Raw genomic sequence first — 15,565 nt, forward strand, 5'->3', positions numbered from 1 at the left:
GAGGAAGGACCCGCGGAGGTCCTGACTCGGCGCGTAGGTCCTGACTCGGCGTCGCGCGGCGGGCGCCGCGCGGTGGGCACCGGGCACCGCGCGCCGGCGCGGCTCAGATCGTCGCGACCGAGCCCGCGTCGACCCGGTAGTTCGACCCGTTGACGAAGCTCGCCCGCTCGGACACCAGGAACCCGATCACCGCGGCGACCTCGTCGGCCTGCCCGCGGCGCTTCAGGGCCATCAGCGGCCGCTCCTCGTCGAGGAACGACCGGATCGCCTCGTCGCGGTCGGTGCCCCGCTCGTCGGCGCGCTTGTCCATCATCGCGTCGGTCATCGGCGTCGCGATGAACGCCGGGGACACCGCGTTCACCAGCACGCCCTCGGGGCCGTAGCCCTTCGACAGGCCCTTGACCAGGGACAGCACCCCGGCCTTGGCGGCGCAGTAGGGCAGCTCGTCCACGTAGGGCTGCACGCCGTCCTCGGAGGCGAGCAGCACGATCCGTCCACGCCCGGCGGCGCGCATCGGCCCGAGCACCGCCCGGACCACCCGCACCGCGGCGAGCAGGTCCACCTCGATGGTCCGCGCCCAGCCCTCGTCGTCGATCTCGTGGAACAGGCCCTGCGCCCCGGTGACGCCGGCGGCGTGCACGAGGATCTCGGGCGCGCCGAACGCTGCCCCCGCCCGCTCGACCAGCGCGGCGACGTCGCCGGGCGACGTCAGGTCGGCGACCACGGGCAGCAGCCGGTCGGGCGCCGCCCCGAGGTCCGCGACCGCCGCGTGCAGCGCGTCGGCGTCCTGGTCGGTCAGCACGACGCGCGCGCCCTCCGCCAGCAGCAGCCGGGCGGTCGTGAGGCCGATGCCGGAGTCGCCGCCGGTGACGAGCGCGACGCGGTCGGTGATGCCCAGGTCCATGAGGTCCTCCTCGGTCGGGGGCGCGGCGTCGGTCGACGGGCGCCGGGGGTGGCGGGCGGGTCAGCCCGTCGGGTCGGTGGCGCCGGGCGCGGGCCCGCCGCGCAGCGCCGGCGCGAGGGTCAGCGCCGCCTGCACCAGCGCGAGGTGGCTGAGGGCCTGCGGGAGGTTGCCGAGGAACGCCCCGGTGCCGGCCTCGATCATCTCGGGCCAGACCCCCACGTCGTTCGCGAGCGCCAGCAGGTCCGTCATCCACGCCTGCGCCTCCTCGGTCCGGCCCACCAGGGCCAGCGCCGAGACGCCCCAGAACGCGCACGCGACGAACGAGCCCTCCTCGGCCGGCATCCCGGAGTACCGGTGCAGCAGCGGTCCGTCGCCGAGCTCGGCGCGCAGGGCGTCGACGGTGCGGCTCATCCGCTCGCCGGTGTCGAACCCGCTGCGGGCGTGCAGCAGCACCGACGCGTCCAGGGCGTCGCTCCCGGGGTGCATGACGTAGGCGCCGCGCTCCTCGGACCAGCCGTGCTCGTCGACCCACGCGCGGATCCGCTCGGCCTCCGCGCGCCACCGGTCGGGGTCGCCGGGGATCTGCCCGCGCTCGGCCAGGTGCACCGCGCAGCGCAGCGCCTGCCAGCACCCGAGCTTCGACGAGGTGTAGTGGCGCTCCTCGGTCAGCTTCCACATGCCGGCGTCGGGCCGGTGCCAGGCGTCCGCGGCCTCGTCGGCGACCGCGGCGAGCAGCCGACCGGTGTCGGCGTCGAGCAGGTTGCCGGCGTCGACGTACCCCCGGACGACGGCCAGCAGGTCGCCGTACACGCCGAGCTGGAGCTGGCCGTCCGCGCGGTTGCCGGTGACGACGGGCCCGATGCCGCGCCAGCCCGGCACGTGCGCGCGGTCGTCTCCGCCCGGCAGCCCGCCGTCCAGGGTGAAGAACACCCGCACGCCGTGCTCGCGCAGGGTGCGCAGCGTCCAGGACATCGCCGTGTGCACCTCCTCGCGCAGGCCGAAGCCGATCCACGCGTCCAGCGTGTACGCGGCGTCGCGCACCCAGGCGTAGCGGTAGTCCCAGTTCTTGCCGCCCGCGCGGCTCTCGGGCAGCGACGTGGTCCCGGCGGCGGCGATCGCCCCGGTCGGCTCGTGCAGCAGGAGCTTCAGGGCGAGCGCGCTGCGCTGCACCGCCTTGCCCCACGGCCCGTCGTAGTGGAACTCGCGGGTCCACGCCCGCCAGTTCTCGATGGTCCGGTCGATGCCGCGGTCGACGTCCTCCGGGTCGGGCAGCACCACGGGCTCGCGCTCGGTACCGACCACGGCGACGAGGTGCCGCGAGCCCGCGGTGGCCTCGAACGCACCGGTGCAGGCCTGGTCGTCGACGACGGACGTCATCTCGCCGAGCGTGCGGACGGTCAGGGTCACGCCGTCGTCGCGCAGCACCGGGCCGCGCACGGTGCGCTGCACCCACGGCGACGCGGTGCCCAGCACCGTGCCGGGCGCGACCCGCCAGGCCATCGGCACCGACCCGCTCAGCCCCTCGACCCGCCGCGCGAGCTCGCTCCACGGCAGCCGGCCGGCGACGCCGGTGTTCATCGCGTCGGTCACGCGCACCGACCCGCCCGCGGTCACGTAGGTCGTCTCCAGCACGTTCGTGCCGACGACGTACTGCCGCCGCAGCCGGAACGGGACGGTCGGCGCGAGCTCCACCCGTCCGCCGGCGTCGGCGTCGAGCAGTGCCGCGAACACCGGCGGGGTGTCGAGGTCGGGGACGGGGAACCAGTCCACCCGGCCGTCGTCCGCGACCAGCGCGACGGTCCGGCCGTCACCGAGCACCGCGTACGCCCGCAGGTCGGCGTACCCGTCGGTGCGCGGGGTCGGGTCACGCGGCTCCTCCGCCGCGGCGTGCCCCGACCCCTGCGTCCGCGTGCCGGCGTCCCCGTCCAGGTTCTCCAGACCGGGCTGCTCGGTCACGGGGTCGGCATCCCCCCGTTGACGTTGAGCGTCTCGCCGCTCACGTAGCTCGACTCCTGGGACGCGAGGTACACGTACGCCGGCGCCAGCTCGGCGGGCTGACCGGCCCTGCCGAACGGGGTCTGCGTGCCGAAGTCCGGGAGCGCCGAGGGCGGCTGCCCGCCGGCCGTCTGCAGCGGCGTCCAGATCGGCCCCGGCGCCACGACGTTCACGCGGATCCCCTTCGGGGCGAGCTTGCTGCGCGAGCGCCTTGGAGATCGTGTTGATCGCGGCCTTCGTGGTCGCGTAGTCCACCAGGATCGGCGCGGGCTGGTACGCCTGGATCGACGAGGTGGTGATGATGCTGGACCCCTTCGGCAGGTGCGGGACGGCCTCCTGCACCAGCCAGAACAGGGCGTGCACGTTGGTCCGGAACGTCTGGTCGAACGACTCCGACGTCAGGTCGGCGATGTCCTCGACGAACTGCTGCCGCCCGGCGACGACCGCGAGCGTGTCGAGACCGCCGAGCTCGTCCAGCGCGGTCCGCACCAGCGAGCGCGAGTAGGCCTCGTCGGCGACGTCACCCGGTGCCAGCACCACCGTCCGGCCGGCGTCGCGGACCAGCTGCGCCACGACCTCCGCGTCCTCCTGCTCCTCGGGCAGGTGCTGAGCACCAGGTCGGCGCCCTCCCGCGCGAACGCGATCGCCACGGCGCGGCCGATGCCGGAGTCGCCGCCGGTGATGATCGCCTTGCGACCCGTCAGCCGGCCGGTGCCGCGGTAGGTGTCCTGGCCGTGGTCCGCGAGCGGCTCCAGGTCCGCGTCGAGGCCGGGGCCGTCCTGGCTCTGCTCCGGCGGCTCGGGCGTCGGGTACTGGGCGATCGGGTCCTGGAAGGTGTACTGGTCGGCCACGGGTGATGCCTCACATCCGGTTCGGGGAACGCCGACGCCCGCCGTCGTGCGACAGCGGGCGTCGTGTCCCGTCATCGTCGGACGGGCTCCCGGGGGCCGCAACCGGGGGCGGCCGGCGTCCCTCAGAGGTCGGCGGGGTCGACCAGGAACCCGCCCATGTCGGCGATCTCGCCGCCGACCTCGCCGTGCAGCTCCCGCGCGATGCCCCGCACCGCGCGGGCGGCCCGGCCGCGCGCGACGCGGTGGGTCAGCGACGGGCGCTCGGACTCGAGCTCCTCCACGTCGGGCGCCTCCCACCGGACCTGGTAGGCGACGACCTCGCCACGCGCCCAGTCGAGCCCGCCCAGCACCGACGGGACCTCGTGCTCGACGGCGACCTCGACCACGACGATCCCGTCGACCCCGAGGTCCACCTGCACGCCGAACGCCTCGGACGGCGGCGGGTTCTCGCGCATGTGCTGGTCGAACGCGTCGGCCTCGGCGTGCAGCCGGCGGCGCTCCGCGGGGTCGGCCACGCCCGCACCCGCCTGCTCGCGCTGCGCGAGCGCCGCACCCGCCTCCGCGGGGGTGGCGCGCGGTCGACCCGGGTCCGCGCCGGGTCCGTCGATCCGGGCACGGGCGACGACCCGGCGCGCGGCGTCGAGCACGACCGCGGGCTCGGCCCACCGGTCGGTCAGCACCACGAGGTCGAGCGCCGCGTCCATCTCGGGCTCCAGCACGACACCCGTCTCGGTTCGCAGCGCGCCGCCGAGCCGGCGCGCGGCGGCGACCAGCCACTGCACGACCCGCAGCTCCTCGCGGACCGGGCCGGCGGTGCCGAACGCCCGGCGCAGGCCGTCGCGGTCGCCGCCGTACGCGGGCGCCTCGACGCGCTCGCGCGGGCAGTCGACCACCCAGGCGACGCGGCTTCCCGTCGGCAGGCCCCAGCGCGCGACCTGACCGGGTTCGAGGGCGAACGGCCCGGTGAGCGTGGACAGCCGGCCGAGCCGCAGCACCCCCGCGGTCGCGCCCGGTGCGGCGCCGCGCGCGGCACCCGAGGCCCGACGGCCCGACGGCACCCGCGGCGGTCGCTCCCAGCGGGCGTGCGGGAACCGGCTGACGGCGAGCACCTCGACCTCGTCCGCGGCCACGCCCTCCGGGAGCACCAGCAGGTGCCGTCCGGGCGGCGGGGTCGGGCCGGCCGCGGCGGGGACGTCCGGCAGCGGGGGCAGCAGGCTCACCATCGCCGGCCCGTCAGACCTGGGTGCGGTGGAAGTTCTGCCAGGAGCGCGAGGCCGTCGGTCCGCGCTGGCCCTGGTAGCGGGACCCGCTGGCACCGGACCCGTAGGGCTGCAGCGCCGGGGACGACAGCCGGAAGAAGCACATCTGGCCGATCTTCATGCCGGGCCACAGCGTGATCGGCAGCGTGGCCACGTTGGAGAAGCTCCAGCGTCACGTGCCCGGAGAACCCGGGGTCGATGAACCCCGCGGTCGAGTGCGTGAGCAGGCCGAGCCGACCGAGCGAGGACTTGCCCTCGAGGCGCGCCGCGATGTCGTCGGGCAGCGTGACCTGCTCGAACGTCGACCCGAGCACGAACTCCCCCGGGTGCAGCACGAACGGCTCGTCGGGTTCGACCTCGACGAGCCGGGTCAGGTCCGGCTGGTCCTGCGCCGGGTCGATGACCGGGTACTTGTGGTTGTCGAACAGCCGGAAGAACCGGTCGAGCCGCACGTCGATGCTGGACGGCTGGAGCATCGCCGGGTCGTACGGGTCGAGGGCCACCCGGCCGGAGTCGAGCTCGGCGGAGATGTCACGGTCGGAGAGCAGCACGGGGCAACGGTAGTGCCTCCGCCCGGACGAGCGCCGACGGGCAGTCCCGCGTGATCGGGCAGCTCGCGCAGTCCGGCGTGCGGGCGTGGCAGGTGCGTCGGCCGTGGAAGATCAGGCGGTGGCTGAGCAGCGTCCACTCGGCCCGCGGGATCAGGGCGGCGACGTCCCGCTCGACCTTGACCGGGTCGTCCTGGGTGGTCCAGCCGAGCCGCCGCGCGAGGCGACCCACGTGCGTGTCGACCGTGATGCCGGGGATCCCGAACGCGTCGCCGAGCACGACGTTCGCGGTCTTGCGCCCGACGCCCGGGAGGGTCACCAGGTCCTCGAGCCGGGCGGGCACCTCGCCGTCGAACCGCTCCAGCAGCGCCCGGCCCAGGCCCTGGAGCGACCGGGCCTTCGCGCGGAAGAACCCGGTCGGTCGGATCAGGGCCTCGAGCTCGGCCGGGTCCGCGCCCGCGAACGCGGCGGCGTCGGGGTACCGCGCGAACAGCGCGGGCGTCACCTGGTTGACCCGGACGTCGGTGGTCTGCGCGGACAGCACGGTCGCGACCAGCAGCTCCAGCGGGGTGCGGAAGTCGAGCTCGCAGCGCGCGTCCGGCCACCGCGCGGCCAGCGCCCGGTTCACGCGGCGCGCGCGCCGGACGAGCGCGACGTCGGGCCGCTCGGCGGGCGTCGGGGAGGCGGGCACCGGACCAGCGTAGGGCGGCCGCGCGCTCCCCCGGGGAACGCATTCCTCCGGGGGAGTGGATCACATGACCAAGTGCTCAAGTCCGCGCCGCCGGGCGTCGACACGTCATCTGGTGAGCGCCTGCCCCCGCGGGTGCGACGAGAAGGACGGCGGAACCGCATGACCCTGGCCGGAACGGCTGCCGAGCAGCTGGTGGACCTGCGCCGACGACGTGGTGCCCTGCGGCTCGAGCACCAGCACGTGGTGCGGTGGCGCCGGCTGGTGCGCGACCGCCTGGAGCTCGCCGTCGCCGCGGCCGCCCCGCCGCAGACCCCGGGCGCCTGCCCGGACGTGCGCGCCGCCCTCGGTCCCGCCGCCGCCGCCGACGTGCCGGCCGCCGCCGAGCTCGCCGCCGCCGTCCGCGGCGCCCTGCCCATCGCGGAGGTGCACGAGCTGCCGCGGCTGCGTGACCTGGACACGCGGCTCGCCCGGTACGAGATGCGCCTCGAGGACGCGCTGCGCGACCTCACGGACCAGTACATCGACCAGCTCGCGCACGACGTCGCCGAGGGCGGTGTCGACGCGCTCCGCGGTCCCGCACGCGCCTGATGAGGCAGACTGAGAACCGTCACATCCCGGTCAGAAGGTGAGGTTCTCCCAGTGGAGGACGACGTCGTGCTCTCGGCGCCCCTGTTCGCGAACATGGACCCCGAGGCGTCGCGCACCCTGCTCGCCTCGATGGCGCCCCTGCACGTCGCCCGCGGCGAGGTGCTGTTCCACGAGGGAGAGCCGGGCGACCGCCTGTACGTGATCCGCTCGGGCAAGATCAAGCTCGGCCGCCGCTCGACGGACGGCCGCGAGAACCTCCTCGCGGTGCTCGGCCCGGGCGAGATGTTTGGCGAGCTGTCCCTGTTCGACCCGGGTCCCCGCACCGCCACCGCGACCGGCCTGGCCGACGCGGTCGTGCTGGAGCTCGGCCACGGCGACCTCATCCCGTGGCTCGAGCAGAACCCGACCGTCGCGAAGCACCTGCTCGGCGCGCTCGGCCGCCGGCTGCGCCGCACCAACGACGCGCTCGCCGACCTGGTGTTCTCGGACGTCCCCGGCCGTGTCGCCAAGGCCCTGCTGGACCTGTCGCACCGGTTCGGCCAGCAGACCGACGAGGGCGTCCGCGTCGCCCACGACCTCACGCAGGAGGAGCTGGCGCAGCTCGTCGGCGCGAGCCGCGAGACCGTGAACAAGGCCCTCGCCGACTTCGCCGCCCGTGGGTGGGTCCGCCGCGAGGGTCGGGCGATCGTGCTGCTCGACCTCGAGCGGCTGGAGCGCCGCGCGCGCTGAGCGTCCGTCTCCGCACGCCACGACGGCCCGCACCCTCGCAGGGTGCGGGCCGTCGTGGCGTCCGGGTGGGGGTCAGGCCTCCGGGGCCAGCTCCACGACGATCTCGACCTCGACCGGCGAGTCCAGCGGCAGCACCGCGACGCCGACCGCGGACCGCGCGTGCACGCCCGCCTCGCCGAACACCTCGTGCAGCAGCGTGCTCGCGCCGTTGATGACGCCGGGCTGGCCGGTGAACGCGGGGTCGCTCGACACGAACCCCACCACCTTGACCACCCGGACCACGCGGTCCAGGTCACCGACCAGGGACGCGACCGCGGCGACCGCGTTCAGCGCGGCCGTGCGGGCGAGGTCCTGCGCCGTCTCGGGCGAGACCTGCCCGGGGCCGGTGCCGACCTTGCCGCGCGCGGGGAGCTCGCCCCCGACGAACGGCAGCTGGCCGGACGTGTGGACGTAGTCACCGGTGCGGACCGCGGGCACGTAGGCGGCGACCGGCGCCGCGACCTGCGGGAGCTCGATCCCCAGCTCGGCCAGGCGGTCGAGGACGCGGCCCGTCACTTCTCGCCCGTCGGGCGCTTGAGGTACGCCACGAGCCCGGTCTCGGACTGCAGCACCTGGACGAGCTCCCAGCCGTCCTGACCCCACTGGTCGAGGATCGCCTTGGTGGCGTGGACGATGAGGGGGACGGTCGCGTACTCCCACGTGGTGGTGGCCATGCCGCCACCCTAGCGGGGCGGCGTCACGTGGCCATCGCCTCCGCGGGCTGCGCGGCCTCCTCGGCCTGCGCGCCGACCAGCTCGTCGCGCCAGGACTCGACCTCGGGCCGGCGCCGGCGCAGCGCCCGGCGCTCCCGCTCGGTCATGCCGCCCCACACGCCGAAGTCCGTGCGCGAGTCCAGCGCGTCGGCCAGGCACTCCAGCCGCACCCGGCACGACTGGCACACCGATCGTGCGTCCCGCTGCGCCGCGCCCTCCACGAACAGCGTGTCGGGCGAGACCTTGCCCGCCCCGCACGCCGCCTGTGCCGTCCAGTGCCCGTCGGGCCCCGTCATCGCCATGCCTCGTCCCTCGCCCCCTGAGTACGGGACGTCACCGGCCCGACGACGCGCACCTGGGTGCGGCGGAGCCCGGTCGGCAGTCCCCCTGCTGGCCCGACCGTACCGGGTGGCGCTTTCCCGAGTCATCCTCCGTTCGGGTTGCCTCGGGCACGGATCTCCTCGAAACCGCACGCCGGGTGCCCTGTGCAGGTACCGTGCAGGTCCCCCGGGGCCCCGGTCGACGCCCCCCACGCGGACAGCGGCCTCCCGTACCCTGGCGGGCATGGCTCCCTCCCCCACGCCGCGCGGGCGGCAGGTCACCGTCGTGCAGGCGCTGGCCCTGCTGCTCGCCTTCGTGCTGACCGCCGGCGTCGGCGGTCTGCTCACCGCCGGGCTGATCCTCCCGACCGTCGCCGTCGCGAACACCGCCACCGAGCTGAGCGCCGAGGCGTTCGAGGACCTCCCGTCCGAGCTCGAGCGCAAGCCGCTGTCGGAGAAGTCCGTGATGCTCGCGGCCGACGGCACGGTGCTCGCGGAGTTCTTCGCGGAGAACCGCGTCGTCGTGTCGCTCGAGCAGGTGTCGCTGCCGATGCAGAACGCCGTGATCGCGACCGAGGACCGCCGGTTCTTCCAGCACGGCGGCATCGACCCCGCCGGCATGATGCGCGCGCTGGTGAAGAACTCGCTGAACAGCTCCCAGGAGGGGGCCTCGACGCTGACGCAGCAGTACGTGAAGAACGTCCTCATCGAGACCGCGGTGCGCAACGACGACCTCGCCGCCGTCGAGGCGGCCCGCGAGGCCGAGGGCCCCGAGGGCTACGCCCGCAAGCTCCGCGAGGCGAAGCTGGCCATCGCGCTCGAGAAGGAGCTCACGAAGGACCAGATCCTCGAGAACTACCTCAACATCGCGCAGTTCGGCGTCGCGACCTACGGCGTGGAGTCGGCGGCCCGGCGCTACTTCAGCAAGTCCGCGGCGGAGCTGCAGCTACCTCGAGGCCGCGACCATCGCCGGCGTCACGCAGAGCCCGACCGCGCTCGACCCGGTGAAGAACCCCGAGGCGTCGCAGACCCGGCGCGACACCGTGCTCCGGCTCATGCTGCGCGAGGGCTACATCACGCAGGAGGAGCTCGACGCGGGACTCGCGACCCCGCTGATCGCGACGCTCGTCGTCAGCGAGGCGCGCAGCGGCTGCATGGCGGCGGGCGACGTCGTCGCGGGCTCCGGCTACTTCTGCGACTACGTGACGCGCGTGATCCGCAACGACCCCGCGTTCGGCGAGACGCCCGAGGCGCGCGAGGAGACCCTGTACCGCGGCGGCCTCACCATCACCACGACGCTCGACCCGCGCCAGCAGGCGATCGCCGACGCGGAGGTCAAGGCCGGCGTCCCGGTCGACGACCCGTCGGGCGTCGGTTCCGCGATGTCGGTGGTCGAGCCGGGCACCGGGTTCATCAAGGCGATGGCGCAGAACCGCGTCTACGACAACACCGCCGAGGCGACCGGCCGCAACCTGGCGGTCAACTACAACACCTCGTACTCGTACGGCGGTTCCGGCGGGTTCGCGCCCGGGTCGACGTTCAAGCCGTTCACGCTGCTCGAGTGGCTGAAGCAGGGCCACAGCCTGAACGAGCGGGTCAACGGCTCCGTCCGGCCGCTGAACGAGAACCAGTTCACCGCGTGCGGCTCCCGGCTGGGCGGCAAGAGCTGGACCCCCGGCAACTCCGAGGGCGGCGCGGGGACCATGACGATCATGGACGCGACGAGGAACTCCGTGAACCTCGCGTACCTGACGATGGCGATGCAGCTCGACCTGTGCAACATCATGAACGGCGCCGCCGACCTCGGCGTCACGCAGTCGGGCGCGAGCTCGGAGGGCAAGCCGTTCAACGCCTACCCGTCCAGCGTCCTCGGCTCCGACTCCACCACCCCGCTGAGCCTCGCCGGTGCGTACGCGACGTTCGCGTCGGGCGGCATCTACTGCAAGCCGACCGCGATCACCAACGTCAAGAACGCGGACGGCACCGACCTCCCGATCCCCGACGCGGGCTGCCGCCAGGCGATCGACCCGAACGTCGCCGCCGGCATGAACTACGCGCTGAGCAACGTGTGGAACGGCACGGCCCGGAGCGTCGGCGCCCCGTCCGGCTACACGGCCTCGGGCAAGACCGGCACGACCAGCGAGAACGAGCAGACCTGGTTCGTCGGGTACACGCCCCGCCTGGTCGGCGCGACGTGGGTCGGGTTCGCGGACGCCTTCAAGCCGATGCAGCGGATGCCGATCAACGGCATCTACCGGACCCGCGTGTTCGGCGCGACGATCGCCGGCGAGACGTGGAAGCGCACGATGGACCAGATCCTCGCGGACGGTCAGCCGAACCCCGGCTTCACCGAGCCGAGCAGCGAGATCCGCGTCGGTCGCGCGATCCCGGTGCCCTCGGTGGTCGGCCAGGACCAGGCCGCGGCCATCAACACGCTGCAGGCCGCGGGCTTCCCCGCGACCGTCGGCGGGACGACCCCCTCCCCGCAGACCGCCGGGTCCGTGGTCAGCCAGAGCCCGTCGGGCAGCGCTCCCGCCGGGACGCCGATCACGCTGACCGTCTCCGACGGGTCGGGGGCCGGCCAGCCCGGTGCCGGTCAGCCGGGGGCGGGGCAGCCCGGTGACAACGGCAGGGGCAACGGCGGCGGGAACGGCCCGTGACGCACCCGGTCGCCCGCGCGCTCGGCGCCGCGGCGCTGGCCGGTGCGGGCGCCGTCGCGTGGGGCCTCGTCGAGGCCGGCTGGTACACGCTGCGCGAGGTGACCGTGCCGGTGCTGCCGCCCGGCCAGGACCCCCTACGCGTCCTGCACGTGTCCGACCTCCACCTCACACCCGGTCAGCGGCGCAAGGTCGACTGGGTGCGCGACCTCGCGTCGCTGGAGCCCGACCTGGTCGTGGACACCGGCGACAACTGGGCGCACGTCGACGCGATGCCGGCCCTGCTGCGCGCGCTCGAGCCGCACCTCGCCCGGCCCGGGGCGTTCGTGTGGGGGTCGAACGACTTCGTGGCCCCGTCGCCGAAGAACCCCGCGCGCTACCTGCTGCCCGACGCCCGCACGACGCCCGCCGCCCCGCCCGCCGCGCTCCCGTGGCGCGAGCTGGGCGCCCGGTTCACCGAGGCCGGCTGGGTGGACCTCACCAACCGCCGCGGGGTCGTCGAGACCGCCGGCCGGCGGATCTCGCTGGTGGGCACCGACGACGCCCACCTGGACCGCGACCGGTTCCCCGCCGCCGGCGGCCCCGACGACGCCCGCCCCGCGCCGGTCCGCGACGACGCCGGGGTGCTGCGCAGCGCGGCCGGCGACGTCGACCTGCACCTCGGCGTGACGCACGCGCCCTACCGCCGGGTGCTGGACGCCATGCACGCCGACGACGTCGACCTGCTGCTCGCCGGCCACACCCACGGCGGCCAGCTCGCGGTGCCCGGCTTCGGCGCGCTGGTGACGAACTGCGACCTCGACCGGGGACGGGCGAAGGGCCTGCACGGCTGGCCGGGCCCCCGCCCGGACGCCCGCGGCGGCGCGGACTCCACCTGGCTGCACGTGTGCGGCGGGCTCGGGACGTCGCCGTACGCGCCCGTGCGGTTCGCGTGCCGGCCGGAGGCGACGCTGCTGACGCTGGTCGCGGGCTGAGGCCACGCGGCGGACGCCCGATTCACGACCACCGTCCGACGTCGGCTATGCTGGGCAGGCTTCACCGGGGTGTGGCGCAGCTTGGTAGCGCGCCTCGTTCGGGACGAGGAGGTCGTGGGTTCGAATCCCGCCACCCCGACCGGTGAGACACAGACGCAAGGCCCGGACCGCCACGGTCCGGGCCTTGCGTCGTCCGGGCCCGGCACCCACCCCCACCCGCACACCCCCCCGCGCGCACTCCCCCCGCCGGACGAGAGGTCACGACACGCTGGCCGACGCAGCCGGCGACCCGCGTGTCGTGACCTCTCGTCGGGCGCAGGTGCGGGTGGGGGGCGGGGGCGCAGGTGCGGGTGGGGGTCAGGGGCGGGGGCGTCGGGGCGGGGTGGGGTCGGGTGGGGGTCACGGCCCCGCGGCGGGGGCCTGCGCGCGGGGGCGGGGGACGATCCGCTCGGCGGCGATCCGGAACCGGTCACGACCCGCGTTCTTCGCCCGGTACAGCGCGACGTCGGCGGCGGCCAGGGCGCTGCCGGGCGGCGTGCCCTCGGTGATGAGCGCGATCCCGGCGGAGAACGTGACCCCGTGCCCCTCCTCGGCCCACTCGGTGCGCAGCGCCCGCAGCACGTTCACCGCCTGGACGGGCTCGGTGCGCGGCAGGATCAGCACGAACTCCTCGCCGCCGTAGCGGGCGGCGTAGTCGCGGCGGCGCAGGTGCTGGCCGATCGCGTGGCCGAACCGCTCGAGGACGAGGTCGCCGGCGGCGTGGCCGAGGGTGTCGTTGACGCGCTTGAAGTGGTCGAGGTCGGCGATCACGACGGTGTCGCCCGGGACGGCCTCGGCGAGCCGCTCGTCCAGGTCGCGGCGGTTCGCCAGCGAGGTGAGCTGGTCGGTGCGGGAGTCGGCGTAGAGCCGGCGGCGCAGGGACCGCTGGTAGGCGGTGGTCACGGCGAGCGTCTGCGCGATCGCCCACCAGGTGACGCCGTACACGCCCAGCCGGATCCACGAGGCGGCGTCGAACACCGGCAGGATCGCGAGGTAGGCGGCCCACGCGACCGGGAGCACGGCCAGCGCGGTGCGGCCGTGGTGGAACAGCCCGAGGTAGACGAAGCACAGCGGGATCAGGCCGAGGAACGCGGTGGCGGTGCCGGTCGTGGTGAGCGCCAGCACGCCGAGCAGCACGAGCACGCCGACGGGGTACGCGACGGTCGCCCGGGGTAACCGGGGGCCGCGCCGGCGGAGGCTGAGGACGACCGCGGCCGCGAGCGCGCCCACGGTGCCGAGCAGCACGCGCGCCTCGTGGGCGTCGACGCCGAGGGCGACCGCGCCGACGACCAGGACCGCCCCGCTGAACACCAGCAGCAGCCGGCCCGCCGTCGCCGCCTCCCCGCCGACCCGTGCCCACGCCGGGACGCGCGCGGCGAGCCGCACGACGACCGGCGGCCCGTCGGGCGCACGGTCGCCGGCGCGGGGTGCGTCGTCCCGGGCGGCGTCCATACCCGTTGTCATCGGCCGAAGGTCCAGGTTCCTTCACCCCTCGCGCCGAACTCTCCCGTGATCTGCGCGTCCGGTCAGCGCCAGCGGAAGATCCTCGCGGACAGCGGGACGAGCACGACGGTCCAGCCCGCCAGCACCAGCAGCTCGCGCGTGGGGACGCCGGCCCCGACCCACGCGTCCAGCATCGCCTGCGAGCCCGCGCCCAGCGGGGTCCACGCCGCGATCTGCTGGATGACGTCCGGCATGATCGGCAGCGGCAGCCAGACCCCGGCGAAGAACAGCGACACGAAGTACGCGGTCATGCCGAACCCGGTGGCCGAGCCCGCGGTGGGCGCCCTCGCCGCGATCAGCGAGCCGAGGCCGAACGTCGCCGTCGCGCACAGCAGGAACGCCAGCAGCGCGACACCGGGGTCCCGCGGGGCGGCGACGTCCACGACCAGCATCCCGAGGGCGAGCGTCAGCGCGGCCGCGACGAGCAGCGCGACGACGTTCACGGCGATCTGCGCGATCAGCAGCCGGGACGGCGGCAGCGGCGTCGTCGACAGCCGGCGCAGCACGCCCTGGCCGCGGTAGGTGGCGATCGTGATCGGGTAGGAGGACAGCGCGACCGTACCGATCGCGAGCGCCAGCACGACGGGGGTGTACCCGGTGATGCCGTTGATCCGCGACAGCAGCGGGTCGTCCTCGCTGAACGGCATGGAGCCCCAGGGCATCAGCAGGCCGAGGACGGTCAGCAGCACCGGCGGGAACAGCACGGCGAAGAAGAAGTTCGACGGGTCGCGCAGCGCGAGCCGCCCCTCGACGGCGGTGACCCGGGCGAGCGTGCGGGCACTGGTGGCGGACATGTCAGGCCTCCACGGGGGTCGGTGACCCGGCGTCGGCATCGGCGCCGGTCAGGCGGACGAACGCGTCCTCGAGCGTGCTGCGGTGCACGTGCAGGTCGTCGGGGCGCACCCCGGCCGCGGCGAGCGCGACCATCACGTCCTGCACGACGTTGCCGGTGCCGCGGACCTCGACCGCGCCGTCCGGCCGGGCCTCCGCGGTCGCCACGGGGCCGAGGGCGGCCAGCGCCGCGAGGTCCACCGGCGCGGACGGCCGGAAGACGAGGGTCTGCTCCGCCCCGACCCGGGCGGCCACCTCGGCGGGCGTCCCCTCGGCGACGACCCGGCCGGCGTCGATCAGCACGACCCGGTCGCAGAGGCGCTCGGCCTCCTCCATGAAGTGCGTGACCAGGACGACCGTGACCCCGCGGGAACGGACGCCCTCGACGACGTCCCAGGTGTCCCGCCGCGCCTGCGGGTCGAGGCCGGTGGTGAGCTCGTCCAGGATCGCGATCTCCGGGTCGCCGACGAGGGCGAGCGCGATGGACAGCCGCTGCTTCTGGCCGCCCGACAGCGCGGCGTACCGGGTGCCGGCCTTGTCGACCAGCCCGAGGTCGTGCAGCAGCCGGTCGGGGTCGGCGGGCTCGTCGTAGAACCCCGCGTACTCCTCGATCGCCTCCCGGACGGTGATCCGGGCCGGCAGCGCGCTCTCCTGCAGCTGGAGCCCGACCCGGTCGCGCAGCGCCGCGCCGTCCCGCCGGGGGTCCAGGCCGAGCACCGTGACCGCGCCGCCGTCCCGGTCCCGCAGGCCCGCGATCATCTCGACCGTCGTGGTCTTGCCGGCGCCGTTGCGGCCGAGCACGCCCACGATCTCCCCGCGGGCGACGGTCAGGCTGACGTCGGCGACGGCGACCGTGCTGCCGTACCGCTTGCTCAGGTGCTCGACCCGGATCACCGCGTCGTCGTCGTGCGTGGTCATCGGTCC

The 15,565-nt window shown here is 75.1% G+C and carries 14 protein-coding genes, 1 tRNA gene and 3 pseudogenes; 6 read left to right on the forward strand and 12 right to left on the reverse strand.

Going from position 1 to position 15,565, the window contains the following annotated elements; all coding sequences use genetic code 11:
* Window positions 1-103 precede the first annotated feature (103 nt).
* From AC1VL8_RS04015 to nth, 6 genes and pseudogenes are all read right to left on the reverse strand, one after another.
* Window positions 104-904, reverse strand: a complete 801-nt coding sequence (locus AC1VL8_RS04015; protein WP_483074239.1) for an SDR family NAD(P)-dependent oxidoreductase — start codon at window positions 902-904, stop codon at window positions 104-106.
* A gap of 60 nt (window positions 905-964) precedes the next feature.
* Entirely contained in the window at window positions 965-2,737 is a 1,773-nt protein-coding gene (locus tag AC1VL8_RS04020) for a glycoside hydrolase family 15 protein (protein ID WP_483076183.1), read from the reverse strand.
* Between the two features lie 119 nt (window positions 2,738-2,856).
* Window positions 2,857-3,750, reverse strand: a pseudogene (locus AC1VL8_RS04025) (SDR family oxidoreductase).
* Between the two features lie 122 nt (window positions 3,751-3,872).
* Window positions 3,873-4,970 (reverse strand): hypothetical protein, encoded by a 1,098-nt coding sequence (locus tag AC1VL8_RS04030; protein ID WP_483074240.1) that lies wholly within the window; start codon window positions 4,968-4,970, stop codon window positions 3,873-3,875.
* A 13-nt stretch (window positions 4,971-4,983) separates the two neighbouring features.
* Window positions 4,984-5,560: pseudogene (dcd, locus tag AC1VL8_RS04035) on the reverse strand (dCTP deaminase).
* Complete coding sequence (gene nth, locus AC1VL8_RS04040) at window positions 5,541-6,248, reverse strand: endonuclease III (protein ID WP_483074241.1); 708 nt, start codon at window positions 6,246-6,248, stop codon at window positions 5,541-5,543. The pseudogene dcd and the gene nth overlap by 20 nt, the downstream one beginning before the upstream one ends.
* A gap of 159 nt (window positions 6,249-6,407) precedes the next feature.
* Here nth and AC1VL8_RS04045 point away from each other — a divergent pair, with 159 nt between their 5' ends.
* A complete protein-coding gene (locus AC1VL8_RS04045) occupies window positions 6,408-6,836 on the forward strand; it encodes a hypothetical protein (protein WP_483074242.1) in 429 nt (142 codons plus the stop codon).
* Window positions 6,837-6,887: 51 nt separating this feature from the next.
* Entirely contained in the window at window positions 6,888-7,565 is a 678-nt protein-coding gene (locus AC1VL8_RS04050) for a Crp/Fnr family transcriptional regulator (RefSeq protein WP_483074243.1), read from the forward strand.
* 72 nt (window positions 7,566-7,637) lie between these two features.
* Here AC1VL8_RS04050 and AC1VL8_RS04055 read toward each other — a convergent pair whose 3' ends face one another.
* The 3 genes from AC1VL8_RS04055 to AC1VL8_RS04065 are packed head-to-tail and all read right to left on the reverse strand — an operon-like array spanning window position 7,638 to window position 8,613.
* Complete coding sequence (locus AC1VL8_RS04055; protein WP_389235752.1) at window positions 7,638-8,120, reverse strand: RidA family protein; 483 nt, start codon at window positions 8,118-8,120, stop codon at window positions 7,638-7,640.
* Complete coding sequence (gene sp36 / locus AC1VL8_RS04060; RefSeq protein ID WP_146837291.1) at window positions 8,117-8,278, reverse strand: Sp36 family protein; 162 nt, start codon at window positions 8,276-8,278, stop codon at window positions 8,117-8,119. The genes AC1VL8_RS04055 and sp36 overlap by 4 nt, the downstream gene beginning before the upstream one ends.
* A gap of 23 nt (window positions 8,279-8,301) precedes the next feature.
* On the reverse strand, window positions 8,302-8,613 hold the full coding sequence (locus AC1VL8_RS04065; protein WP_483076184.1) for a WhiB family transcriptional regulator: 312 nt from the start codon (window positions 8,611-8,613) through the stop codon (window positions 8,302-8,304).
* Between the two features lie 490 nt (window positions 8,614-9,103).
* Here AC1VL8_RS04065 and AC1VL8_RS04070 point away from each other — a divergent pair.
* The 4 genes and pseudogenes from AC1VL8_RS04070 to AC1VL8_RS04085 all read left to right on the forward strand — a co-directional run.
* A pseudogene (locus AC1VL8_RS04070) lies at window positions 9,104-9,526 on the forward strand (transglycosylase domain-containing protein); the annotation flags it as partial.
* A gap of 115 nt (window positions 9,527-9,641) precedes the next feature.
* Complete coding sequence (locus tag AC1VL8_RS04075) at window positions 9,642-11,297, forward strand: penicillin-binding protein (protein ID WP_483074244.1); 1,656 nt, start codon at window positions 9,642-9,644, stop codon at window positions 11,295-11,297.
* On the forward strand, window positions 11,294-12,268 hold the full coding sequence (locus AC1VL8_RS04080) for a metallophosphoesterase (protein ID WP_483074245.1): 975 nt from the start codon (window positions 11,294-11,296) through the stop codon (window positions 12,266-12,268). The genes AC1VL8_RS04075 and AC1VL8_RS04080 overlap by 4 nt, the downstream gene beginning before the upstream one ends.
* 65 nt (window positions 12,269-12,333) lie before the next feature.
* Window positions 12,334-12,407: transfer RNA gene (locus AC1VL8_RS04085), tRNA-Pro, on the forward strand.
* 260 nt (window positions 12,408-12,667) lie between these two features.
* On the opposite strand, the gene AC1VL8_RS04090 is transcribed toward AC1VL8_RS04085, so the two are convergent.
* The 3 genes from AC1VL8_RS04090 to AC1VL8_RS04100 all read right to left on the reverse strand — a co-directional run bounded on the left by AC1VL8_RS04090 (window position 12,668) and on the right by AC1VL8_RS04100 (window position 15,559).
* Window positions 12,668-13,771: a GGDEF domain-containing protein gene (locus AC1VL8_RS04090; RefSeq protein WP_483074246.1), complete on the reverse strand. Its 1,104-nt coding sequence runs from the start codon at window positions 13,769-13,771 to the stop codon at window positions 12,668-12,670.
* Between the two features lie 62 nt (window positions 13,772-13,833).
* Window positions 13,834-14,604 carry an ABC transporter permease gene (locus tag AC1VL8_RS04095; protein ID WP_483074247.1) on the reverse strand — a complete coding sequence of 257 codons (771 nt, stop codon included), beginning with the start codon at window positions 14,602-14,604 and terminating at the stop codon, window positions 13,834-13,836.
* A gap of 1 nt (window position 14,605) precedes the next feature.
* Window positions 14,606-15,559, reverse strand: a complete 954-nt coding sequence (locus AC1VL8_RS04100) for an ABC transporter ATP-binding protein (RefSeq protein ID WP_483074248.1) — start codon at window positions 15,557-15,559, stop codon at window positions 14,606-14,608.
* Between the last annotated feature and the right edge of the window lie 6 nt (window positions 15,560-15,565).

This window comes from Cellulomonas sp. KU4C (genome assembly GCF_056868065.1).